The organism is Proteiniphilum saccharofermentans, assembly GCF_900095135.1.
GTDB lineage: Bacteria > Bacteroidota > Bacteroidia > Bacteroidales > Dysgonomonadaceae > Proteiniphilum > Proteiniphilum saccharofermentans.
In genome coordinates this window covers 1,607,410-1,632,938 of the sequence record NZ_LT605205.1, presented here as the reverse complement: position 1 = coordinate 1,632,938, position 25,529 = coordinate 1,607,410, and the positions used below count along the sequence as shown (strand labels likewise).

The following is a 25,529-nucleotide window of genomic DNA, read 5'->3' as shown; positions in this document are numbered from 1 at the left end:
TACCGTTATAACAGCGGTATTACGTAATCAACCTATTAAACAATGATTGACTATATCAAAGGAGAGGTAGCAGAACTTACACCGACTAATGTAACATTGGAATGCGGAGGTATCGGCTACCAATTAAATATCTCATTAAATACCTACGGTGCAATCAGCCAGGAATCCGGGGTAAAACTCTATGTATATGAGTCCATCCGTGAGGATGCCCATGTGTTGTTCGGATTTAGGGATAAACATGAACGGGAACTGTTCCTTCACCTTATCTCGGTATCGGGTGTAGGCCCCAGCACAGCAAGAATAATCCTTTCCTCCCTCAACTCAAGGGAACTGGAAAATGTGATCGCTACGGAAAATGCTGCCGTACTCCAATCCGTGAAAGGGATCGGCGCAAAGACTGCACAAAGGATTATTGTCGATCTGAAAGACAAGATCAAAATGACGGATGAGAGCGGTACCATCCGGTTACCCACAAAAAATGATCTTTCCGAAACAGGCCATGCTGCTGTGTCCGCCTTGGTTATGCTTGGATTTGTACAGACCGCCTCACAAAAAGTGGTATCAAGGATTTTGAAAGAATCGCCTACATTACCGGTAGAAAGCGTAATCAAAGAGGCGTTGAAAAGATTATAAAATTGCAATCATACAGAGGTTTTTAAGGAGATCATAACAGGCTGATTACGTAATACGGATTTAATTAAGATGAATCCTGTTAAGCTGTTATTTCTCTGAGAAAAATTGGTCACATATCCTTCTACTTCCATACGGCAATCTCCCGCTTTTTTCTAAGAAAGCCACGTGAGATCCGCGTGCTTATTATCTTGTGCGCATATTACGTCATCTCCCCTGCTCCCATATCTTCCCAGCTCCTCCAGTCCCCGCCGACGGTACGGACGGAAGTACGATACGATCATCATACCAACCTTTATATCATTGAACGGATGATTGGTGACATGGTGATAGATACACCCATTGTCATGACTCCCAAAGAGTATATGGAATACCATCTGAAACAGATGCAGCACCGTCATTTCAGGGAACGTAATACGTCCACCAATAGCAACCCACCACCAGTCCGTCTTACTCCACTTTCACGTCAGCAAGCCAGAAATAACCAGGGAGCCACTATTTTCGGCCCCGGAGGTGTACGCATTACTACACAGGGCTCTATGGAAATTTCGGCCGGATTGAAAAGGGATGTGACCAATAATCCCACTCTCCCGCAGCGAGCACGCATACGTAACCGGTTCGATTTCGACCAGCAAATCCAGCTCAATATGAACGCGCAGGTAGGCGATAAAATCAATTTCAATATCAACTACGACAGCGACGCTACTTTCGATATGGATGCCCGGCAGATAAAACTGGCCTACCGGGGAGATGAAGATGAAATTATCCGCAATATTGAGGCAGGAAATGTAAGCATGACCACCAGCAATTCACTTATCAACGGGGGGACGGCACTCTTTGGCATAAAATCGGACCTGCAATTCGGCAAACTACATATCAATACCCTTTTTTCCCAACAACAGTCGGAAACGCAGACAGTCAACAGCCGGGGAGGAGTACAGACCACTCCGTTCGAGTTTAATGCCGACCAATATGACGAGAACCGTCACTTCTTCCTGGGATATTATTTCCGTGAGTCATACAACCATGCGTTGAGTAAACTGCCTTATATCCAGTCACCGGTATCCATCACCCGAATGGAGGTATGGGTTACCAATAAACAGGGGAATTACGACCAGGTAAGAAACTTAGTAGCATTTGCCGACCTGGGGGAATACAATACCATCCATAATCCTTTCTGGACACAACAGGGAAGTGAAGAGTATCCTAATAACAGGGCTAACTCAATGTACGAACAACTTGTTACTGCTTATGCCGGCGCAAGAGATATCACAGCTACCGACAATACTTTACCCGGCAATATAGTTCGTGGTGTTGATTACGAAAAACTTGAAAATGCACGTCTTCTCAGTCCATCGGAATATACCTTCCAACCACAAATAGGATATGTCTCGCTTCAGATGCCATTACAAGCGGACGAAGTACTGGCAGTGGCCTTTGAATATACCCGAAACGGCCAGGTGTATCAGGTGGGAGAGTTTTCTGATGATGTGGAGGGAGGTGCACTCTTTGTGAAACTGCTGAAACCGGTCTCTCTCTCTCCACGAGCCTACACCTGGGACCTGATGATGAAAAATATATATTCCGTAGGTTATAGTGCCTACGATCTGCAGAAAGAGCATTTCAAACTGCAGATTACCTACCAGAGTGATACCACCGGCGTTTATCTGAATTATCTCCCCAACAGCGGTATCGAAGAGAGACTGTTGTTGCGGGTGATGAACCTCGACAGGCTCAATTCACGGAATGACCCCTACCCCGATGGGATATTCGATTTTCTGGACGGTTATACCATTGACAGTAAGAACGGACGTATTATCTTTCCGGTTGTGGAACCATTCGGGTCCCATCTTCGGGAGAAGATCGGCGATGATGCTTTAGCAGAACGGTTTATCTATCAAGAGCTATATGACTCTACCCTTACCGCCGCCCGGCAGGTGCCGGAAAAAAATAAGTTCCGTATGAATGGTGAGTACAGAGGTTCATCAGGAGCAGAGATCAACCTCAACGCAATGAACGTACCGCGGGGATCAGTACGGGTGACTGCCGGAGGTATTACCCTGACCGAAGGGGCAGATTACACCGTAGATTATCTCTCCGGTGTAGTACGTATCATCAACCGGTCGATCATCGATGCCGGCACCCCCGTGAGCGTTACACTCGAAAACCGCATGATATCACAAATGCAACGCAAAACATTAATGGGGGTAAACCTATCATACAATTTCACTAAAAACTTTTCTGTGGGTGCCACGCTGATGCACTACTACGAGAAACCACTCATCATGAAAACCGTTTTCGGCGATGAGTCGGCAAAAAACACCTTATGGGGACTCAATTTGGATTATAAGAAAGAGTCCATTGCCCTGACCAATCTTCTCAATATGCTACCGTTTGTAGAAGCAACCGCCCCCTCCCAACTCTCGGCAAGAGTGGAATTTGCCCATCTCATCGCAGGGCATTACAAAAACAAGTACACAGGTGGTTATTCTTATCTTGACGATTTCGAGTCCTCCGCTTCGGGAATCGACCTTCGCAACCCTTACGGCTGGTCGCTTGCCGCCACACCCTATAACAACACCTCTACCGGATTATTCCCCGAAGCAGCCCTTTCCAACAATATTGAGCAGGGTAAAAACCGGGCACAACTGGCATGGTTCTATATCGACGGGATGTTCACCTACAGGAACTCGGGGCTTACTCCTACCCATATAAAAAACGACACAGAACAACTCTCCGATCACCGTGTAAGGGAGATCTATGAACGGGAAATCTTCCCCGGCAGGGACGCTTACTTCGGACAACCCGCAACCATCCCTGTGCTCAACCTCTCCTACTATCCCAACGAACGGGGTCCTTATAATCTCGACGCCAACGTGGACAGCGAGGGCAGGTTACTCAATCCCCGTGATCGCTGGGGCGGCATCACCCGACGGATGGATGTCCGCGATTTTGAAGCAGCCAACATAGAATACATAGAGTTCTGGCTGATGGATCCTTTCGTAAATGACACTTTGGGCACTTCACAAGGGGGTGACCTTTATTTCAATCTGGGGGAGATATCGGAAGATGTACTGAAAGACGGGAAAAAGTTCTTCGAGAATGGTCTGCCTGTCGATGGCGACACTACAGCCATAGGCTATTCGGTATGGGGAAAGTACCCCAAGCGCCAATCCACCGTCTATGCTTTCGACAATTCCCGTGGCGACGAATCCCGCCGGTTACAGGATGTGGGTCTTAATGGGTTGAGCAGCGAAGAAGAGAAAACATATCCCGCTTACAGGGATTATCTGGAAACATTACGTACCCGCCTGTCGAGTGAAACCCTTTCTCAGATGCAGGAAGATCCACATTCCCCGTTCAATGACCCGGCAGGCGACAGTTTCCGCCATTATCGGGGAGCAGAGCAGGACAGGCAACAACTGAGCATCCTTGAACGATATAAATACTTCAACGGTACAGAAGGGAATTCACTTTCACCCGAAGATGGTAATCCCTACTCCACCGCTTCACGGGCTACTCCTGACATAGAAGACATTGACAACGACAACACCCTCAATGAGAACGAGTCGTATTACCAGTATAAAATCTCCCTTCGCCCCGACATGATGGAGGCAGGTGCCAATTTCATCGTGGATAAACGGGAAACGAGCGTGCGATTACGCAACGGAAAGGAGGGTAAAGTCACCTGGTATCAATTCAAGATTCCCATACAGGAATACCAGATAAAGACAGGCAATATAGAGGGGTTCAATAATATCCGTTTCATGAGGATATTCCTCACCGGTTTTGAAGAACCCCAATTCCTCCGGTTTGCCACACTGGAACTGAAACGGAGCGAATGGAGGAACTACAGGAATGACCTCTCCTCCGGGGGAACAGTCTCCGGATCAGGAAACCTCGGCATCTCTACGGTCAATATCGAAGAGAACGGCCGCCGCACTCCGGTCAACTATGTCCTTCCGCCGGGCGTTACCCGTATTCTGGATCCGGGGCAACCCCAATTGCGACAGGAAAATGAACAGTCGCTCTCTCTTAAAATAACCAATCTCGATCCGGACGACAGCCGGGCAGTATATAAGGGGAGTATGTATGACCTGCGTCGGTACAAGAGGCTGCAGATGTTTGTACATGCGGAACGGCTGGCGGAAGATCCCGGCACCCTGCAGGATGGGGACCTCTCAATCTTCCTGCGGCTGGGTTCGGATTACCGGAATAATTATTACGAATACGAGATCCCATTACGACTTACCCCCGAGGGGCAATACAGTACCAATAACCTGCCGGATCAGGAGAAAGTATGGCCGGTAGAGAATATGTTCGACTTTCCACTCGCACTGTTCACCGACTTGAAATTGGCACGCAATGCTGAAAAGGAAAACGATGAAGGAATATCCTTTTTTGTCCCTTACACGCAACCTGATCCCGGGAAGCAAGGGAACAGGATTACCATTGCCGGCAATCCATCACTGGCTGAAGTGAAAGTGCTGATGATCGGTATCAGGAACAACGCAGACAACCAACGGTCGGCAGAAATATGGGTCAACGAATTACGTCTGGGCGAATTTGATGAGAAGGGAGGCTGGGCTGCACAGGGCAATGTGCAATTGGCACTGTCCGACATAGGAACAGTCAGCTTTTCCGGCCGGAAAGAGACTGCCGGGTTCGGTGCACTCAACCAAAGCCTGCTGGAACGGCGTGATGATGATTATACTTCGGTACAACTGGCATTGAATTTAGATATGGGGCGCTTCCTGCCCAAACAGATCAAACTATCGGCTCCACTCTACTTCTCCTACTCTAACCAGCTCACCGCTCCTCTTTACGACCCGTTCAACCAGGATATCCTGCTCTCAGAATCCCTCCAACACTCCGGGACACAGTTTCTTCGTGACTCGATACGACGGATCGCCACCACCGGCATCAAAGATATAAACCTCAGTCTCAGCAACGTGAAGATGGATATCAAGAGTAAGCAGCCGATGCCTTATGATCCGGCCAATTTCAGTTTCACCTATGCCCGCAACCAAAACCTACGTCGCAGTCCTGATACCGAATATGCTACCCTGAAAGATTTCAGGATACAGGCCAATTACGATTACACTCCACAAATAAAAACCTGGGAACCGTTTAAAAACAGTAATGCCAATTCCGGTTGGACAAAACCGCTCCGGGCAATAAACCTCAACTTCCTGCCCAACAACATCCGATTGGGCTCCAATCTTGTACGACATTACGAAGAGGTACAGCTACGAGACCTGAACAGCTCCGCTGAAGGGACTACCCAAACAGAACAGAAGTATTTGTCATTCAGCCGCAATTTCTTCTGGGACCGGAATATTTCCATTACATGGGATTTGACACGTAACTTGAGAACCTCTTTCCGCTCAGGAACCATCGCCGAGATCGAAGAACCCTACTTACAGGTAAACAAGGAGCTTAACAGAAGTGATTACACAATATGGAAAGACTCGGTGATGCAGAGCATTCTCGAACTGGGTAAACCGTTAAACTATACACAGACAGCCGATGTGACCTATACCCTTCCGTTCGCCCACATCCCATTGTTGGATTGGGTCAATTCCAGTGCGGCATACCACTCCCGATACCGCTGGGAGCGCGGTGCCATGATAGCGGATGAAAAGATTGGGAATTTTCTGCAAAACGACCTTTCATTCACACTTAACAGCCGTTTCAATATGGCATTGCTATATAATAAAATCCCCTTTTTACGGGAGATAAATAACCATTTTGCCGGTGAACGGCAGAAATACCGGTCCGACAACCCATCGAATAGACAGGACAATGCCGGACAGGATATTGCCCGATATACTGCACATACATTGATGATGTTCCGAAGCATCAGCATTAACTGGGGATACAAAACACGCAGCGACATCCCCGGTTTTGAAGAAATGATAGGAGATTTCTTCGGACAGCATCAAACATCCGGCGGCCTGTTACCCGGTTGGGGGTTCGCCTTTGGGTTTGAGGGAGGCGAGCGTTTTATCGGGAAATTAAAAAATAGTGGTCTTCTTGTATTGAATGAAAACAATATCACCCCGGCTATCTATAACGAAACCAGAAACCTGCGGTTTGACGCCTCCCTGGAGCCGTTACCGGGATTGAGGATAGATCTGAATACATTGTATGAAAAGAATCACCGGACAGAGATCCAGTACATGTTCGACGACATGCCCAAAAAGAGAGGTGGCAGTTTCGCCATGACTATACAGACTCTCTCTTCGGCATTCGAAAACTCCAAAGCAAACAACAATTACCGTTCACGGGCATTCGAGAAGTTTCTCGAGAACCGGCAGATTATCTCAGAACGTACAAGGCAACAATACGTCGGCACAAACTATCCCGCCGGAGGATTTCTTGCGGGGAGCGGTTTTGAGGATAAACCTTTCGACAGCAATATAGGTGATGTGAGACTCAATTCTGCCGACGTGCTTATCCCTGCTTTCCTGGCCGCCTATACAGGCAAAGATCCCGCATCAATAAGACTTACCCCTTTCCCGGATATCTCTGCGCTACTACCCAACTGGCTTGTCTCCTATAACCTAATGAGGATGTTCCCCCAACTGGGAGAACATATGCAGTCTCTCACCCTCACACATCAGTACCTCTCCCAGTATAGAATAGGATCATTCGAATCTTTTATGAACTGGGTGCCTCTCCCTAATGAGGGTAATCTGGGATATATACGCGATGCGGTTTCAGGCTCTCCCGTTCCATCTACTCCATTTAACATAACTTCAGCCAGCATTCAAGAGAGTTTCAATCCGCTGATAGAAGCACGAGGAGTGTGGGACAATAATGTGAGCCTCCATTTCAGAATCAATATGGGCAGGACACTTAACCTCAACATTGCTTCCTACCAGATTGTAGAAACAAATGACCGGGATTTTGTAACCAGTCTGGGGTACCGTATCCAGCACTTCAATCGTATCATCGGTTTCGGATCCAACTCCATCCAAAGGGAACGCCGCCGGAACTCTCCCAACAGACTGGCCGGCAAATCCCAGGCAGAACATAACACTACATTCACTAACGACCTGAATATACGGCTTGATATCTCACGGAAGACCACCCATGCACTGGTCAGGAGGATTGAAGAAGAATTTACACAGGCTACAAGCGGCATAAGAACCACTACTATCAGTTTTTCAGCCGACTATGCACTAAGCAGATTGATTACCATGCGTGCATTCTTCGACAAGATGATACACCGGCCGCTTGTTTCGTCAGGTTCTTACCCATCTTCAACCACCAGTGCCGGAATAAGCCTGCGGTTTAATATGAACCAAAATTGATGGGAGATTGATGGGAGATGGAGAGAAGGAATCTTGAATTTTGAATCTTGAACCTGCTAAACAAATGCTAAAAAGAAAACTTGACCGGCGACATTCTATTAATTTATGTTGTAAAAAGGGGTTCCTTACGTTTTTTTTTAATTTTAAGGACAAGTGTTAAACAAAAAAGAGGTTTATTTGTTAAATTAAAAATGAAGGGAGACGATCTTTGAAATAAGATTATCACTAAAACGGAGGTAAGTAAAAGAAGTGTATGAAAAAATCGACTATCTGGTTGCTTGCTATTGTGATGTTCACGGCGTTTTTGGTATTGCTGTTCCTGCAAGTAAGATATATGAAAACCAGTCTGGATATCCGTACCCAGCAGTTCGACGAGCAGGTCAACAGAAGCCTGTATAGCGTGATGAAAGAGCTCGAAAAGGATCAGACACTGAGATATCTGGAGGAGGACATGATCGCATCGGAAAACAGGTATTCACAATACAACCGGCCGCAAATTTCACAAAGCATCACAAGTGAAAGTAGTAGTACAACAATTATGCACCCCGACGGAAGTGAAACAAGAATCGAACTGAGCAGGACGCAACAGTCACTACAGCCCCAACAGCAACGGGAGAGTGTGTTTTTATCGCCCAACAGGGGTTCCAGCACCATCTCCAGGACCCAGTACGACATGCAGCAATCGCTTCATAAACGCTACGCGTACGAAAAAGCGCTGATGGATGAAGTTATTCTGGAGATAATGAGTCGTGCAAGCGACGAACCGATTGAAAAAAGGGTAGATTTCCACAACGTTGAAAAGTACATCCGGTCTCAGTTGGCATACAACGGGTTGAATGTTCCGTTCAGTTTTCAGATTGTAGATTTCAACAATAAAGTGGTCTATTCCTCATCTGGGTTTTCCACCAAGCAAAAAAACGCTATCTACACACAGATTCTGTTTCCGAAAGATCCACCGGCAAAATTAAACAGGCTCAGGGTCTATTTTCCGACGAGAAGTAATTATGTGTATGGTGAACTTTCTTTCTTTATCCCGTCGCTTATATTTACGATTATCCTGCTGATAACGTTTATATTCACGGTGGTATCACTCTTCAGGCAAAAGCGTTTGTCTGAAATGAAGAACGATTTTATTAATAATATGACGCATGAGCTGAAAACGCCCGTCTCGACCATCTCATTGGCATCCCAGATGCTGAAAGATGAATCAATACTGAAATCACCCGAAGTGTTCAAACATGTCACCGGTGTAATTCACGATGAGACCAAAAGATTGAGTTTTCAGGTAGAAAAAGTGTTACAGATGTCGCTTTTCGACAAACAGAAAGCCACACTGAAAATGAAAGAGATCGATGCAAACGATCTGGTAGTGAGTGTGGCCAATACGCATGTGTTGAAGGTTGAGAAACTGGATGGAACCCTCGACATTGATCTTCAGGCGGAAGAATCTACCATTAAAGTAGATGAGATGCATTTCACCAATGTGATTTTCAATATTCTTGACAATGCACTCAAATACAGAAAGAAAGATGTACCACCGGAATTAATGATCCGGACCAGGAACGAGGGGAACAAGATCATTATCAGTATTGAGGATAATGGGATCGGAATGAAGAAAGAGGATGCGAAGAAAGTATTTGACCGATTTTACCGTGTGCCTACCGGCAATCGTCACGATGTGAAAGGATTTGGCTTGGGACTGGCATACGTAAAAAAAATCGTGACTGACATGAATGGCACTATCCGTGCCGATAGTGAATTAGGAAAAGGAACAAAATTTATAATAAGTTTACCCGTAATAACACAAAAATGATATGGAAGAGAAGTTAAAAATTTTTTTATGCGAAGATGATGAGAATCTTGGTATGTTGCTCAGAGAATACCTCCAGGCAAAAGGGTTTGACACCGATCTGTTTCCCGACGGGGAAGCTGGTTTCAAAGGATTTGTGAAGACAAAATATGATCTTTGCATTGTGGATGTGATGATGCCCAAAAAAGACGGAATTACGCTTGTAAAAGAAATAAGGACCATCAATACGGAAATCCCGGTAATCTTTCTGACTGCAAAGAACATGAAGGAAGATGTGTTGGAAGGTTTCAAGGCCGGCGCTGACGATTACATCACCAAACCGTTTAGTATGGAAGAGTTGGTACTTCGTATCGAAGCTATCATCCGTCGTGTGAAAGGCAAGAAAAGCAAAGAACAACAGGTTTACAACTTTGGTACAATGTCTTTCGACACTCAGAAGCAAATTCTCACTATTGGTGACACCCAGACAAAACTGACCACCAAAGAGTCTGAATTGCTTTCGCTCCTCTGTGCACACGCCAATGATATTCTTGAAAGAAACCATGCCCTGAAACAGATATGGGAAGAGGATACCTATTTCAATGCACGCAGCATGGATGTGTATATCACCAAATTGCGTAAATTGCTGAAACCTGAGCCCAATATTGAAATTATCAATATTCATGGAAAGGGTTACAAGTTGATTGTTCCTACCGATGAAAATGAAAACGTAGAACAATAGTAACTAATTTTTTTGATCAGAAAAGAGCCGTTCCCTCCGGAGCGGCTCTTTTTATCCATAAAATTTCACGTTACAAATTCGTAACATTAAATTTATTGAGTACTTTTGCAGAACGTACGAAAGGAAATAAAAAAGAAGTCGTATGAAGAATAACAGACGAGAAATGGTAAAGTCTCTCAAACTGATCGCTAAAGATCGTGAGAGAACAAATATACTTCGTGAGTGGGAACAAAAATCCATTGCCTATCTGGTACAGAAAGTCCCTTCATGGATCTCATCCGACGGGCTTACCGCTATCGGATTTTTTGGGAACATAATGGTTGCCTCCAGTTTTGTGATGGGAGCTTTTATAAACCGTTATTTGCTGTTAGTTTCCCTTCTCGGTTTCGTAATCAACTGGATAGGAGACTCACTTGACGGTCGCTTAGCCTATTATCGCAATAAACCCCGCAAGTGGTATGGCTTCTCTCTTGACGTAACTGTAGACTGGATCGGCACCTTCATTATCGGGCTTGGTTATACCATCTATGCTCCGGGATTGTGGAAATATGTAGGTTTCTTGTTCGTCGTTCTCTATGGATGGGAGATGATTACCGCCCAGTTGCGTTATAAGATCGGAGGCCAATATTCCATTGACTCAGGTATCTTTGGCCCTACAGAAGTACGGTTATTATTAGGAACCATTATCACCGTGGAGGTATTTGTCCCGGGCTCCATTCAATATCTCGCCTCGATCGCTTGCCTTGTGCTTTTGATATCCAACTTAATAGAAGCATCCAAGCTCCTCAAACTGGCCGACGAACGCGACAAAACCGATCGGCAAATGAAAGAGGAGGAATATAAAAAGAAACGGACTGAAAATGCTTAAGTGCCAACCTGTAACTTGCACCCTATAAGGAGGGAGACATATGCTAAAAATCCTTACCTTTGTGTCTAAATTCATATAAAAATGACGCATTCAATGACGGGATACGGTAAAGCCGTGGCAGAACTCCCGAATAAAAAAATAACAGTTGAGATAAAATCATTAAACAGTAAGCAATTTGATTTGTTTACACGCCTTCCCTCAACTTATCGCGAAAAAGAAATTGCTTTACGAAATTCATTAGCCCGCTGCCTGGTACGAGGTAAAGTGGATCTCTCCATGAATGTGGAGGTGATTGCCAAAGATGTGACATCGAAGATCGATCACAACGTGTTAAGCCAATATCACCGGGAGATCAGTGGATTGTCTTCCGAATTGAATATTCCCCAACCCCAGGAATGGTTCTCTGTTCTGTTACGTCTTCCGGATGTGATGAAGCAGGAACAGGAAGAGTTAAGTGATGAGGAATGGAATCTCATTGAACAGGCTGTCAATAGTGCAGTAGACGATACCATCGCTTTCCGGAGACAAGAAGGGGAGATGCTGGCACAGGTATTGACAACGAAGATCAACAATATCCGTTCCCTATTGGAAGCTGTGGAGCCTTTTGAAGAAGAAAGGATTGAAAAGGTCAAATGCCGTATCCGTGAAGGATTGAACAGCCTGGAAGGAATCGACTACGATAAAAACCGGTTCGAGCAGGAGATGATCTACTATATTGAGAAACTGGATGTGAATGAAGAAAAAAGCCGACTGGCACATCATCTCGATTATTTCCTCACCACCCTGCAAGAAAAAGAGCCACAGGGAAAAAAACTCGGATTCATCGCGCAGGAGATTGGCCGTGAGATCAATACCCTCGGGTCAAAATCCAACCAATCGGGTATGCAACGGATCGTGGTGCAGATGAAAGATGAACTGGAACAGATGAAAGAGCAAATTTTAAATGTTCTATAACTACCGGTATGGCTCTGAATGCCAATAGCCCAAAAGTGATTTACAATGGCCAAACTGATTATTTTCTCAGCTCCTTCGGGTGCCGGAAAATCAACACTAATAAGATTCTTACTGGAGCAGGGATTAAACATCCGGTTTTCAATCTCGGCAACCAGCCGCGAGCCACGTGGGGAAGAGAAGGATGGTGTTGAATATTATTTCCTTACACCGGAAGAATTCCGCAGACGCATTGCCAACAATGAATTCCTGGAATACGAAGAGGTGTATAAAGATAAATTCTACGGCACGTTAAAAAGTGAAGTAGATCGTATTCTTTCCGAAGGGACAAATGTTGTTTTTGATGTGGATTGTGTTGGTGGATTAAACATTAAAAGGATATACGGCGACCGTGCCCTAAGTATTTTTGTAATGCCACCGTCGGTTGAAACATTACGAGAGCGCCTTGAAAAACGGGGAACCGATGCTCCTGCAGTGATCGAACACCGTCTTGCCAAAGCAGAATATGAGATGAGCTTTGCCCCACAATTCGATGTAATCGTTCATAACGAAGACTACGACCAGGCGAAAGAGGAAGTGTTGAGATTGGTTACTGATTTTATTGATAATGGATAATGGATAATGGACAATGGACAATTCAAAAATGTGGCAGTTTGTTGCTAATTGAAAATTAAATATTTACAGATTAACATAATAATTAATTAACATTCAACTAATTATAAAATCGCAATCAATAATTGTCAACTGTCAATTATCAATTAAAAAAAGTGCTATGATTAATAAACTACTTCTTCTTAGTGGCCTCCTTTTCCTGACACTGACCCTCTTCGGCCAGACTATACATAAAGAAACACGCCTCTATGCCGAGAAGGCAGGTGAAGAACTGAAGATGGATATTTATAAAATTGAATCTGAGTCGCAGCAACCACAGCCATGCCTTCTTTTTGTTTTTGGTGGTGGTTTCAAAGCCGGTACACGGGATGCGGAACTCTATCACCCCTACTTCAACTATTTCGCCAAAAAGGGATTCACCGTCGTTTCGATCGACTACCGCTTAGGGATGAAAAACCAGAAAGCACCTGGCGTATTCAACAATAAACCTATCCGGAATGCTATCGCAATCGCGGTAGAAGACCTCTATTCAGCCACTAATTATTTGCTGGAGAATGCCGAAGCACTATCTATCGACCCGTCACTCATCATCATTAGCGGATCGAGTGCAGGAGCTATTACCGTATTGCAGGCAGATTACGAAAACAGGGATAACCGTCCCTCGGCAGATGTGCTGCCGGACGATTTCAATTACGCAGGTGTAATCTCATTCGCCGGTGCTATTTTTAGTACCGAAGGCACGCCCTCATACACACAACCTCCCGCTCCTACCCTCTTCTTCCACGGCAGTGCGGATAATCTCGTACCATATGACAAGACCCGTTTTTTCAAAATGGGTATGTTCGGTTCGAAACCATTGGCAAAAAAATTCAGGAGTGAACGATATCCCTATATGTTTTACAGTATGGAAGATATAGGACATGAAGTTTCGGAATATCCCATACAGGAATTCCTTCCGGAGATCGAACAATTCATTAACGATTGGGTATTCAATGGTAAACAGTGGATGATTGATATCAATCTCAAAGATATGCTTCGGAAATCAGATACTTCTACTACTCCGGGGAACTATTATAATTAACAATTACAAATTACAAATTACAAATTACAAATTACAAATTACAAATTACAAATTACAAATTACAAATTACAAATTACAAATTACAAATTACAAATTACAAATTACAAATTACAAATTACAAATTACAAATTAATTATCAATAAAACTATACATCTAAGCATTTAGGCATCTAAGCACCTAAGCACCTATCCACTTCAATCAAAATCCTTCTTCACCACATATTTAGAAAACGATTAGAACTGCATGCGCAAATACATTGAGAAATATCTGCTTCCCATCGCAATGATTTTGGGGATTGCATTTCACAGGCAATTATCGGTACTTTCTCCCACTATCCCTTATCTCCTGACAATGATGCTCTTTATCACTTACTGCCGGGTGAGAATGAGCGATATCAGGCTCACCAAATTCCACTACATTCTTCTGACCATCCAATATGTGGGGAGTGCGCTTATCTATCTCGCGTTTCGTCCGTTTAACGAGACCCTCGCGCAGGCAGCCATGATTTGTATGCTGACAGCCACAGCAACCTCAGCACCGGTTGTGACCGGAATGTTGGGGGGCAGTATTGCGGTGACAGCCGCATATGCCATTATTAGCAATCTATCGGTAGCCCTTATAGCTCCACTATTTCTCTCTCTTGTAGGAGAAAGTAATGATACTATCTCATTGGCAGCCTCCTTCTGGCATATCTTCCGTAGTGTTATCCCTATCCTGGTATTGCCCTTCCTACTGGCAATATTCCTAAAAAAAACGGCACCCCGGATACACAAGAAAGTACAATCGGCACAGATAGTCTCTTTCTACCTCTGGGCAGCGGCACTTACCATTGTGATCGGCAACATCACCTATTACGTACGCATGCAAGGTAATGACCATTACCTTATTGAGATTATTATCGGCACCGTTTCACTGGTGATCTGCCTTCTACAGTTTTATTTTGGAAGAAAAATCGGCCGTCGTTTCGGACAAACCGTAGCCGGAGGCCAAAGTCTGGGACAGAAAAACACTGTACTTGCCATCTGGCTCACCCAGACTTACCTGAACCCGCTCGCCACACTCGGCCCGGGAATGTATGTAATATGGCAAAACCTGGTTAATTCCTGGCAGATATGGAGGGAGAAACGGAAAAATTAATGTAATGCACTTGCCAATTCGATGATGTGATGATTGATAATGTGGAAAGGTGCCTGGGTGGTTAAGTGCCTACGTAAGAAAATGAGATTAAAATTGGTAATTGGTAATTGATAATTAGTAATTTTAATTTACTATCTTTATCGCCATAATAAATGAGTATCTAACAAACTCTAAACTTAATTTATCATGCAAAAATTCATTGCTATCGCACTTCTGGCAATATTTGTTTTTCCTCTTCAAATGAACGCACAAGAGGAAGAGAAAGGAGGTGAATTCTCTATCGACATCAATCTCCGACCCAGATTCGAATACCGTAACGGATATTCCTATCCCCGTCTGGAAACCGATAAACCATCGGCATTTATCTCCAATCGTGCACGTATAGGAGCCAACTTCGACAATGGATTTCTCTCCGCCCGGATAGCTGCCCAAGATATCTCCGTCTGGGGACAGAAGCGTCAAAACGATAATGACGGTGCACGTACCACCATGCATGAAGCATGGGCACAAATGCGACACGACGGGTTCTTTGCCAAAATAGGACGCCAGTCGCTCAGTTATGATGATGGACGTATCCTGTCGGAATCCAGCTGGACACCTACCGGCATCTGGCATGATGCAGTAAAATTGGGTTATGAGAATCCGATGAATACAATACATCTGGCATTAGCTTATAATCAGTCACGTGAAAAAACCAACGAGGGCACTTTCTATGAACCCGTAGGACAACCCTATCAGAATATGCAAATGGCCTGGTACCAATACCGGAACCCAACCGGATTTACCGCATCGGCACTCTTTGTCAATCTCGGTTTTGAAACAGGTGATCCTGCTACCGGAAACGAACCGGCAAACAGCAAGAAAGTGTACATGCAGACTATGGGTACCAATATCGGTTACAAAAACAATATCTGGAATGTCATGGGAACATTCTATTACCAGACAGGGACTAACAGTAATGACGAAAAGGTGAATGCTTATATGCTGGCCCTGAGAGGGCGCTACGCGTTCAAACCCCAGCTTTTCCTCTACGGTGGAACAGAATTTCACCCGGGACAGGATCCGGATTCTGAAAAAGTGACCAGGATGGATCTGTTATATCGCTCCAACCACTCGTTTATGGGATCCATGGACTATTTCAGGGGGTACGATTATTATGGCGTATGGGATAAATACATCGGCCTGAACTGGAATCCATGGAAGAAACTGGGCCTGGACCTGAGGTATCATCACTTCTCTTCCCAACAACCGATTGATGTGGATGGAACAAATAAGAAAGTGTTAGGCTCAGAAATAGATTTCACTTTCACCTATCCCATCCGCAAGCATATCATGCTCGAAGGAGGTTATTCCTTTATGCTCGCCACCGACGCCATGCCTATCGCAAAAGACCGCCCCGGCAATCCCGATTCGTGGCAGGATTGGGCCTATGTGAGCCTCACCATCAATCCCACTATTTTTAAAAGCCGGTTTTAAGAAATAAATTTAAAGATCCATTATTACCCGAAATAGAATTTCTCTCGGACGAATAGCTATTTGGGTGGAATTGCCAACTTATTTGAGACAATAAGTTAAGCAACATTTTTAATTAATTGTTTTTTAATATTGTACTGTTTCCAAAATTCATCAATAGTCAAATTACCCAATGCTGAGAATCTTCTTTTATGATTATACCAGGATTCAATATATTCAAATACATCCAAGCACATCTGCTCTTTTGTTTTAAGCTTGGTACCATAAATCAACTCGGTTTTGAAAGATTTAAAGAAACTTTCAGCCACCGCATTATCCCAACAGTTGCCTTTCCCGCTCATGCTTTGCTCTACCCTATGGTACTGCAACAAATTAACGGTCTGTTTGCAGGCATATTGAATGCCCCTGTCAGAGTGAAAGATCATCCCTTCTTTAAACGGTCTGTTTCGGTTGGCCATCCTGATAGCCGGTATGACAGTGCCGGAAGCAGTCAAATTATCGCTGATAGACCACCCAATGAGTTTTCGATCAAAAAGATCAATCACGCACGTAAGGTAAAGGAATCCATCCTTACAGCAGATGTAAGTAATGTCGGACACACAAGCCCTCATTGGTTCTTTTTGATTGAACTCACGGTTAAGCAAATTAGGCGCTACATTGTAATTGTGGGATGCATCAGTGGTTACCCTAAACTTCTTAGAAAGCTTGCTGCGCAATCCCATATTTCTCATATGACGGGCAACAGTTGTTCTGGAAACATTGACTCCGGATGCTTGCAAATCTTTAGCCAACCTGGGACTGCCGTTGCGCCCCTTGGCATCGAAGTATGCATCTTTAATCTCTCGGCTAAGTTCCATATGCTTTTGTTCTCGTTTATTTATAGGGTTCTTAATCCAACGGTAATAACTGCTGCGAGATACACTCAATACTCTGCACATCATCCCAATCGTCCACTCCCTCGAGTTGTAATCCTTTATAAATTGATAAATCAACGATCGCTCGTGGAGATGATGCCTAAGGCTTTTTTTAATATGTCACGCTCTGTTTCAGCCTCTTTAAGGCGTTTTTCCAGTTCTGCAACCCTTCCGGCTTCTCTTTCACGAGAACGGACTCCGTTGCCCGGGAAACTGCTTTCCCCACGTTCCCGGTACTCTTTGCACCAGCGATACAATAGTGCAGGTGATATGCCCAATTCGTGTGCGAGTTCGGAAACATTCTTCCGCTCGAAACTTAATTTGACGGCATTATCTTTAAATGCCTTGTCATAATGTGTTCTTTGTTTTCTCATACTTTGACAAATGTAAGTTTTTTATGCTTAACTTTTTGTCCCAGCAAAGTTAGTAACTCCAGGGATGAATAGAGGGACAACGGATGATACACGGTATAACTGTAATCACCGTGATTCAATAAATTATTCAATTGGAGCTGCAACGTCATGCGAGGAAATTTATAGGAGGCTGCAACATCCATAAAAAGAAGATTCACCGAATGATCGGGAGTTATTTCATTACGGAAATACTCTGCCGAAGCAGACAGGTCTAATCGTCGCTGCATATAATAAAAAGATCCTTTGTGGCTCATATTCCACAAGCCGCTTAATGACGCTACTTGTCCCGATTTGTCGGGATTGTCCCCGAAAGAGGACCATTGCCGCCGTAACTCTCCGTTATATGCCATCTCTGCCTGTCGGGTTAGAGATATGGAGAAAGAGGGTTTTATCATAAGCGTCCGGAAAGAGAAAGGCATCCACACGCCTTCCCGTATCTGTGCCGATTGATTGTACCAATAGGATACCTCTGCCGATACCTTGGTATTGATATCGAAAAATCCTTTTGAAACAACCGTATTTATGCCATACGAAGATTCACGATGCGGTATATACCGGCGAGTCCACCAGAATATATTATCCCTGACACTTTGCTCCAGGGTATGGTTTACCCGGCTACGCGATACCGTCAGATCGGCAGTTACAAAAAACTCCTGCAATGTATTTTTATACTCCGTCCGTAATGTATAAAGTTGCTTGTCGGTAACCGGTATACCCGTTTCATTTTCCATTGTGGTTCGATAATCAGTAAAATAGGGTTTCAAGTAAAATGCCGTGATATCATTGAGTTCTTTTCCGTATCGAGCCGATAAACGGGCATTCCATGCGTAATTTATTTTGTAGTCTGTCCTGAAAGTAAGTCCGGCCAGATATAACACCTCCTTATCCCCCGGGAACAGCACTGCCTGCAAAGGTGCCGACATCCTGAACGTAAGTGATTTGAACAGATACTCATAGGCAGGGGTCACCCACAGGCGATGATGATTCTTCAGATTGTTCAAATCGACAGACGCTCCGACGGTATAATGTTGTCTGACCTCTGTCCGGCGAATGATCCATCCCGATTCTGCACGGGCATACAATCCTTCCAACAGCATAGGCTGGTCGTGACCATTCAATTGCGCCTGCCGATCATAACCATTAAATTTCAACTGCTGCCAACGACGCCAGTAACCTAAAACCGACCTCATCTGCCATATATCCTTATTGGCCAACGTACGGGTAACACTAAGATTATCCTGCAGGGTAAGCGATTCCTCCCTTTGATATTGAGAAACATGATAACTACCACCAATTCCTGTATTACTCCGATTCTCTTCAAATTGGAAATCGAGTTTATTGCGCAAATAGTGGGTTACAGCATTGTCCTCATAATCAGCGAACAGATTCAATAACCTGCCTCTCTGATAACTGCTCTTGTTCTCTTCAATCATCAGTGTATCATTCGGATTAAAATAAGATGTAACCGAATTTACTTCCTGTTTAATATGATCCTGCGTATAAAAGGCATTCATTTTCAACCGCGAATCCTCGCCTAAACGGTACAAACGATTGGCTGTAGTAAGTGCAGCATCATCAAAAAGCCACCGGTTTTCCTTCAAAGGTGCTGAAATAGTACCGGAGTACAACAAACGGTAATCAGGCAATCCGGGCATATCATCGATTCCTTTGTCTCCTTCTTTAGTGATACCGTTTCCGGTATTGGATAACTTCAACGCATAAAGGGACTGGCTTTTCCGGGCAATCTGTAAAGCATTCGCTTCTGCCTCATACAAAAAACCTTCACTTGAAAATCCTGCCGACACCTTGGGTTTGAAAGTCCATTTATCTTTGAAATTGTCCTTGAGTTTGATGTTAATATCGGCAATATCTGTTGGTATTATCCCTGCCAGCGATTTAATTCGTTGATGGTTATCCAGTACCTCCACTTCTTTTACCGACTGTGCGGAAAGATTCCGGCTTACACTCTTGTAGCGGCTGTCCATCAAATCCAGTCCCTCTACATACATTGTCCCGATCTCCTTTCCCCTGTACTGGATCTTCCCGTCGTCATCCACCTGAATACCGGGCAGGCGTCTCATCAGGTCTTCGACCGTTTTATCATTTTCCCTCAAGAATTTCGAGGCATCATAACGTATCGTGTCACTCCGTCCCCATATCCTACCCGGACGAATGGTGACCTCTTTCAACCGGATAGGCGAAGGTACCAGTCTTACAGTAAAGTTTGACCGGTCTCCTATTCTTTCCGAAAAAGACTCATAACCCATCGAGGAAACCGAGAGTATAAGTGTATCAGCAGGAACATTGAGAGGAATTAGGAATTCTCCTTTTTCGTTACTGATGGTAAACGCCACTGTACGATCGCCCCTTAGTACCACCACATTTGCCGCCTCCAGTAATTGTCCGGTTGCCGCATCGTTGACCGTACCGGAAAGTGTCTGCTGGGCGTTCCCCCGAAAAGAACTAAAAAATGCCCATAAGACAATGAAACATAATATCTGTCTATACATGAGATTGATAGAGATTGATAGAGATTGATGAAGATTGATGAAGATTGATGAAGATTGATGAAGATTGATGAAGATTGATGGGGCTAGGTAAATTCTTAACTTCCAACTTCTAACTTCTTTTTCACAACGTCTTTATTCTTTACTCTACAAATCAATTGATTTCCATCGGATTATAGGGATTGCTCATTTTTCTGATTTCGTTCCCCATATTATCTTTCACGGTAATTGTTACATTGGGTGCATTTACTTTAATATATCCTTGAGGGTCGGCATTATAACGTTCATGCAACTTGTTCAACTCTTTACGTGACACTTTCCTGCGTGTAGTCTCCGGCATTTCAATAAAAGAAGTAGTCCGGCTCTGTTCAATACCTGTAGCTATAAACCGGTAATGTTTTTGCGAATCTTCCGCTTTCAGGATAAGACCGGGTAGCCCATGCAGTTTCCAGGGGCCGTCGCTACGAGGAATTTCAGTAGTGAACCATACTTCATATTCCCGCCCGTAAAGATGGGCTACCGCCTTTTGGCAAGTATATCCGCATACAGTAGCAGTGTCGGGATGGATAGTCCAATCAATTTTCGGCATCGGTTCTTCCACAACAAAGTTATCCGTCGCCATCCGGTCGAGTAATGTCAGTTGACCCTTAGGATAATTCTTATAGATACGGTGGGTAATCACGCCGAAACCATACTGTTGCAAATGTTCGTTAATAATTTGTTGTGATGCCCTGGATTGCACATCTGCCCGCAACACAGAATCGGCAATAAAAGAAGTATAAGAATAATATTCCGATATATTTTCTCCCACACGCAGCATCATTGTCTCTTTCGTAAGATTCTCGGGATGATTAGGGTTTTCTACAATGGAGACATCATACTGCACTGTAAAAACAAGTGAATCGACCGCGATCAGTTTACTGTATGAGTTGAGATCAGGAATTGTGATACGCTGGGCTGAGACTGACAATCCTAATAAAAATAACCCTGCAGGAAATAGTATTTTCTTCATATTATATCTTTTTTATCATTATCTGTCCGGCAAAAGTAGCAGTTCATCAGCATCAACCGACTGTTTTGATATTACTGAAATATTACTGATGCAAAAATCGTAGGGTCAAAACCATTCTATCTTCGTGTTAAGCGGTATATTTGTTTCGGATTCAGGATATACAACACTATGAAATCAGGCAAAATAAAATTAATCTGGTCATTAAGTATTACCGCTGCATTGTTGGTGATCCTTTTGCAAGGATACTGGCTATACAACCAATACCGGTTTACACTCGAAAAAAAGGCGAATGAGACAACAGGGCAAATTTTGCTGGCATGGGATGATTACAAGACATGGCAAAAAGCAAAATTGAAGAGTCAGCGTGAAAACCTGCAATCCTATAATACGAATCTTAACCAAAATACCTCTACCATTTATGTTTCCGAAATGAAAGAAAATATTACGGACTGGACTATTTCCATCCATACAATAAAAGCTACCGGCGAACCGGTAACACAACTTTCGGAAGACAGCATTAACAAACCGGAAGAAGATGAACAACGCAAAAATCTTCTCAATCAAATAGAAGAAAATCTATTCCTGACACAGACAACAAACACGGTACAAAAAGACTCCGTAAAAGGGTGGGAAGAGAAAGTGCTGCAAACCGATTCTACTCTCGTGAATACCTTCCGTTTCAGAACTTCAGAAAATCAAAACCTGGTATACGATGCCGTAGACCTGTTCCTTGTCGATATAAACTCTCCATTTAAAATAAGTGATGTGGACAGTATCGTACAACTAAAAACGGAGAACCTAGCCAGCCGGATCGATACGTTATCATTGCCGCCCGACTCTGTCTTATGGCAACCGAAAACAATGAAACAGTTGTCCATTGCAAATCCTTCCGTTACCGTGGAAATCCCCTATAATGTACTAAAAAGAAAAGTAGCCATAATAACTGTTCCGGTAGCTCCCGCCCATATCATCAAAGCAATGACGGTACAGATCATCATAAGCATCATATTGGTTTTAGTGCTTATCGTCTGCCTGCTGCTCCAGGTACAGACCATCACCCGGCAACAACGGATCAATAAATTGAGGCAGAATTTCGTCAATACGACCATTCATGAATTGAAACGACCGGTACAGACACTCAAAACCATTGTTTCATACCTGCAACAATCTTCTCCGGAAGAATCGGAAATGCTGAACAATGCCCGCATCGAAACCGATAACTTTACCTCTTATTTGCAGAAGCTACGGGACGTAAACCAGGCTGAAACAATTGCCGGAAGCCTCCACCTTTCATATTTTGATTTCACTGTTGTACTTACCGGTTGTATTGAAAACGTACAGAAAAATGCGGGAAAACAATTCCACATCGAAACCGATTTTCCCGGCACTCCTCTCCCTGTTACTGCTGATAAAATGATAATGAACAATATTGTGATCAATCTGCTGGAAAATGCGATAAAATATTCGGGAGAGGAGCCGGTTATCCGGGTAAATGCCGGAATTGACGACAATGGACTGTCTTTCAGCATATCGGACAATGGGATTGGTATTCCGGCCTCGGAACAAAGCCATATCTTCGAACCCTTCTTCCGTTCAAAAAATGACTACGTGGCATCGCTGCCCGGCATGGGACTCGGGCTGAGCTATGTAAAAATGGCGGTGGAAGCCCATCGGGGAACTGTAGATGTCCTGTCCAAACCCAACTATGGCACCACCATAACCGTTAAAATTCCCCGACAATGAAACCATCCCTGAAAATACTTTTTGCCGACGACGATATCAAATATGCACTTTTGTTGAAAGATTTCCTCACGCACAACGGTTACAACGTCACTTATGCGGGGAACGGACGCATTGCCCTGGATCTTTTCAATGAAATAAAACCCGGTTTGGTGCTTCTGGATGTGAATATGCCTGAGATGAATGGCTTTGACGTTGCGAGAGAGATTCGGGCGAAAGACAACAAGGTACTTATCTTTTTCCTGACCGACCGAAGCGATAAAAACGACAGGTTAAAAGGATTTCAACTGAAAGGGAACGACTATCTCGCCAAGCCGTTTTATCCGGAAGAACTATTGGCCCGGATAGAAGAGCGTTTGGGTAATCCATCCGAAACGAATCAAAAAATTTACAAAATTGGGAATATCTCATTCCACTATACCACTAACGAACTGATTACCGGAAATACCAAAACCATCATCACATCCCGCCAGGCCGATATATTACGTCTCCTGGCAGAAAACATCAATGAGACGGTAAGCCGGGAGCTCCTTCTCAACAAGGTCTGGGGTACCGATAATTATACCAATTCGCTTGCGCTAAATGTACAGATAACATATCTGCGACGTGCTTTGCAATCCGACAAATCCCTGAGAATTGTATCGGTAGTGCGAAAAGGATATATGTTGTCTGTAGGATAATGTTATTTGCGGGATGATTACCGGCTTCTCCGCTCCAATTTGATTGTTTGCCCGCAATATTGTGCCACGATTTCCCTATGTGTAATAAATATCAGGGTTTTATCCTTGGTTTGTGAAATAAGACGCTCCATAAGCAGACGTTCAGTTTCCTTATCCAGTGAAGAACTGAATTCGTCCAGCAACAGGATATTTCCCGGTCGAAGTAATCCGCGTGCTATGCAGATACGTTGCGATTGGCCTTCACTTAACCCCGCCCCTCGCTCTCCGCAAAGGGTATCCAGTCCATCGGGCAAGTCATATACGAAATCGGCTACTGTTGTCATCAATACTTTGCGGAGCTCCTGGTCTGTAGCATTCGGATTACCCAACAGCAGATTATCACGTATCGTTCCACTAAGCAAAGTGTTTCCCTGCGGGACATATACCAGATTACACCGTGTAAGCGGACTTGCTTCCAGTTCCTGTGTGGAATTATATAAATAGACCTTTCCTTCACGGGGTTGCAGCAAGGCCAGCATCAGGCGGATAAGGGTGCTTTTACCTACCCCCGTCTCACCCATGATTGCCGTACGGCTCCCGGGAGTAAAGTCATACGATAGATGTTCTATTATTTGTCGGTCACCATCGGGATAAGCAAATGAAATATTTTCGAGACGTACCCCAACCTGTCCATGAAGCATCTGTTGTTTGCCTTGTATTTCAGTGGTCAGGTCATCCAGTTCGTTGAGTCTTTCGGCAGAGGTAATAGTATGTACTATCGAAGGTATATACTGGCTGAGTTCGACCAGCGGGCGCTGAATCTGCCCGACCAATTGTAAAAAGGCGGTCATCATACCAAATGTGATGGCTCCTTCGTAGATGCCTCTTATCCCCCAAAGAAAGGCAATGAGGTAACCGGCAGCAAATCCGGACATAATCAATGTACGGGAAAAGACGGTGAAATTCGCGCGCTTTATCACACGGTTATACAATATGGATTGAATGGAATTTAGCTTAGTAGTTACCGGTATGTTCTGTCCGAGTGTTTGGATCAGCACCTTATATTGCAGTTTCTCCTGTATATGAGATTGTACCCGGCTATCCAGATTACGTATCTCCTCTGTAAACCGACGCATGCGCTTCACATATATCTTGCTCAATACCAAAAAGACCGGCATAATAAAAATAAGCGTCCATGCCAATTGGGCATTGAGTCTAGTCAGGAAAAGGAAGGCACCCAGGAACTGGAAAGAGGTTACAATTACTGCAGGCAACGATTTACAAATACCTTCGGCAACTACACGCACATCTTCTTCGATACGGTTGACAGCATCACCACTATGAAAACTCTCCTTCCCATTCCAGGTACTGTCCATCAGGCGGGAAAAAAGCTTATACCGCCATCTGTTTTTAAAATATATATCGTTCTCTGCTTCCATGCGATTTTTCAATGCCGACAGGATAATTTGACCAACCATAGTGGCTATCAGCAACACAATATAGTGGGCCATATTACCCTCTATGGAGCGGGTAGCAATATCGATCAGCTGTTTGGATATCCATACAAAGAATAATCCGGCACAAACATTCAGTATGCCAGCCGAGCTAATTAGTAGAATACGAAAATGTATCCCACTCAAATATCTCCCGATTTGACGTATACTATTGATTGGCACGGTTCA

At 44.1% G+C, this 25,529-nt stretch carries 17 protein-coding genes; 12 read left to right on the top strand and 5 right to left on the bottom strand.

Annotated elements, in window-relative coordinates:
• Nucleotides 1-42: 42 nt before the first annotated feature.
• The 10 genes from ruvA to PSM36_RS06185 all read left to right on the top strand — a co-directional run bounded on the left by ruvA (nt 43) and on the right by PSM36_RS06185 (nt 16,605).
• Nucleotides 43-633, top strand: coding sequence for a Holliday junction branch migration protein RuvA (ruvA, locus tag PSM36_RS06230; RefSeq protein WP_076929819.1), 591 nt, complete (start codon nt 43-45; stop codon nt 631-633).
• A gap of 188 nt (nt 634-821) precedes the next feature.
• Nucleotides 822-7,949 (top strand): T9SS outer membrane translocon Sov/SprA, encoded by a 7,128-nt coding sequence (gene sov / locus PSM36_RS06225; protein ID WP_232001531.1) that lies wholly within the window; start codon nt 822-824, stop codon nt 7,947-7,949.
• Between the two features lie 253 nt (nt 7,950-8,202).
• A complete protein-coding gene (locus PSM36_RS06220; RefSeq protein ID WP_076929814.1) occupies nt 8,203-9,762 on the top strand; it encodes a sensor histidine kinase in 1,560 nt (519 codons plus the stop codon).
• A gap of 1 nt (nt 9,763) precedes the next feature.
• Nucleotides 9,764-10,480 (top strand): response regulator transcription factor RprY, encoded by a 717-nt coding sequence (rprY, locus tag PSM36_RS06215; protein ID WP_076929812.1) that lies wholly within the window; start codon nt 9,764-9,766, stop codon nt 10,478-10,480.
• A 142-nt stretch (nt 10,481-10,622) separates the two neighbouring features.
• On the top strand, nt 10,623-11,348 hold the full coding sequence (locus PSM36_RS06210) for a CDP-alcohol phosphatidyltransferase family protein (protein WP_232001530.1): 726 nt from the start codon (nt 10,623-10,625) through the stop codon (nt 11,346-11,348).
• A gap of 81 nt (nt 11,349-11,429) precedes the next feature.
• Entirely contained in the window at nt 11,430-12,302 is an 873-nt protein-coding gene (locus PSM36_RS06205) for a YicC/YloC family endoribonuclease (protein ID WP_173823124.1), read from the top strand.
• A gap of 45 nt (nt 12,303-12,347) precedes the next feature.
• Complete coding sequence (gmk, locus tag PSM36_RS06200) at nt 12,348-12,914, top strand: guanylate kinase (RefSeq protein ID WP_076929805.1); 567 nt, start codon at nt 12,348-12,350, stop codon at nt 12,912-12,914.
• A 157-nt stretch (nt 12,915-13,071) separates the two neighbouring features.
• Nucleotides 13,072-13,992 carry an alpha/beta hydrolase gene (locus PSM36_RS06195; protein WP_083710957.1) on the top strand — a complete coding sequence of 307 codons (921 nt, stop codon included), beginning with the start codon at nt 13,072-13,074 and terminating at the stop codon, nt 13,990-13,992.
• 243 nt (nt 13,993-14,235) lie between these two features.
• Nucleotides 14,236-15,129 (top strand): bile acid:sodium symporter family protein, encoded by an 894-nt coding sequence (locus PSM36_RS06190; RefSeq protein WP_076929799.1) that lies wholly within the window; start codon nt 14,236-14,238, stop codon nt 15,127-15,129.
• Between the two features lie 186 nt (nt 15,130-15,315).
• Nucleotides 15,316-16,605 (top strand): alginate export family protein, encoded by a 1,290-nt coding sequence (locus PSM36_RS06185; protein WP_076929798.1) that lies wholly within the window; start codon nt 15,316-15,318, stop codon nt 16,603-16,605.
• Between the two features lie 95 nt (nt 16,606-16,700).
• Here PSM36_RS06185 and PSM36_RS06180 read toward each other — a convergent pair whose 3' ends face one another.
• The 4 genes from PSM36_RS06180 to PSM36_RS06165 form a co-directional block, all read right to left on the bottom strand.
• Nucleotides 16,701-17,594 (bottom strand): IS3 family transposase, encoded by an 894-nt coding sequence (locus PSM36_RS06180; protein ID WP_076929797.1) that lies wholly within the window; start codon nt 17,592-17,594, stop codon nt 16,701-16,703.
• Nucleotides 17,591-17,890, bottom strand: a complete 300-nt coding sequence (locus tag PSM36_RS06175; protein WP_019537946.1) for a transposase — start codon at nt 17,888-17,890, stop codon at nt 17,591-17,593. The genes PSM36_RS06180 and PSM36_RS06175 overlap by 4 nt, the downstream gene beginning before the upstream one ends.
• Entirely contained in the window at nt 17,887-20,439 is a 2,553-nt protein-coding gene (locus PSM36_RS06170; RefSeq protein WP_076929795.1) for a carboxypeptidase-like regulatory domain-containing protein, read from the bottom strand. Before PSM36_RS06170 ends, PSM36_RS06175 begins: the two co-directional genes overlap by 4 nt.
• Nucleotides 20,440-20,590: 151 nt before the next feature.
• The gene (locus tag PSM36_RS06165) at nt 20,591-21,448 is read right to left on the bottom strand and encodes a GLPGLI family protein (RefSeq protein WP_076929793.1); all 858 of its coding nucleotides are present in this window, start codon (nt 21,446-21,448) and stop codon (nt 20,591-20,593) included.
• 168 nt (nt 21,449-21,616) lie between these two features.
• On the opposite strand from PSM36_RS06165, the gene PSM36_RS06160 reads away from it, so the two are divergent.
• Together PSM36_RS06160 and PSM36_RS06155 are read left to right on the top strand one after the other, a co-directional pair.
• Entirely contained in the window at nt 21,617-23,191 is a 1,575-nt protein-coding gene (locus PSM36_RS06160) for a sensor histidine kinase (protein WP_076929788.1), read from the top strand.
• Entirely contained in the window at nt 23,188-23,868 is a 681-nt protein-coding gene (locus PSM36_RS06155) for a response regulator transcription factor (RefSeq protein WP_076929786.1), read from the top strand. The genes PSM36_RS06160 and PSM36_RS06155 overlap by 4 nt, the downstream gene beginning before the upstream one ends.
• Nucleotides 23,869-23,885: 17 nt before the next feature.
• Here PSM36_RS06155 and PSM36_RS06150 read toward each other — a convergent pair whose 3' ends face one another.
• On the bottom strand, nt 23,886-25,487 hold the full coding sequence (locus PSM36_RS06150; RefSeq protein WP_232001529.1) for an ABC transporter ATP-binding protein: 1,602 nt from the start codon (nt 25,485-25,487) through the stop codon (nt 23,886-23,888).
• Between the last annotated feature and the right edge of the window lie 42 nt (nt 25,488-25,529).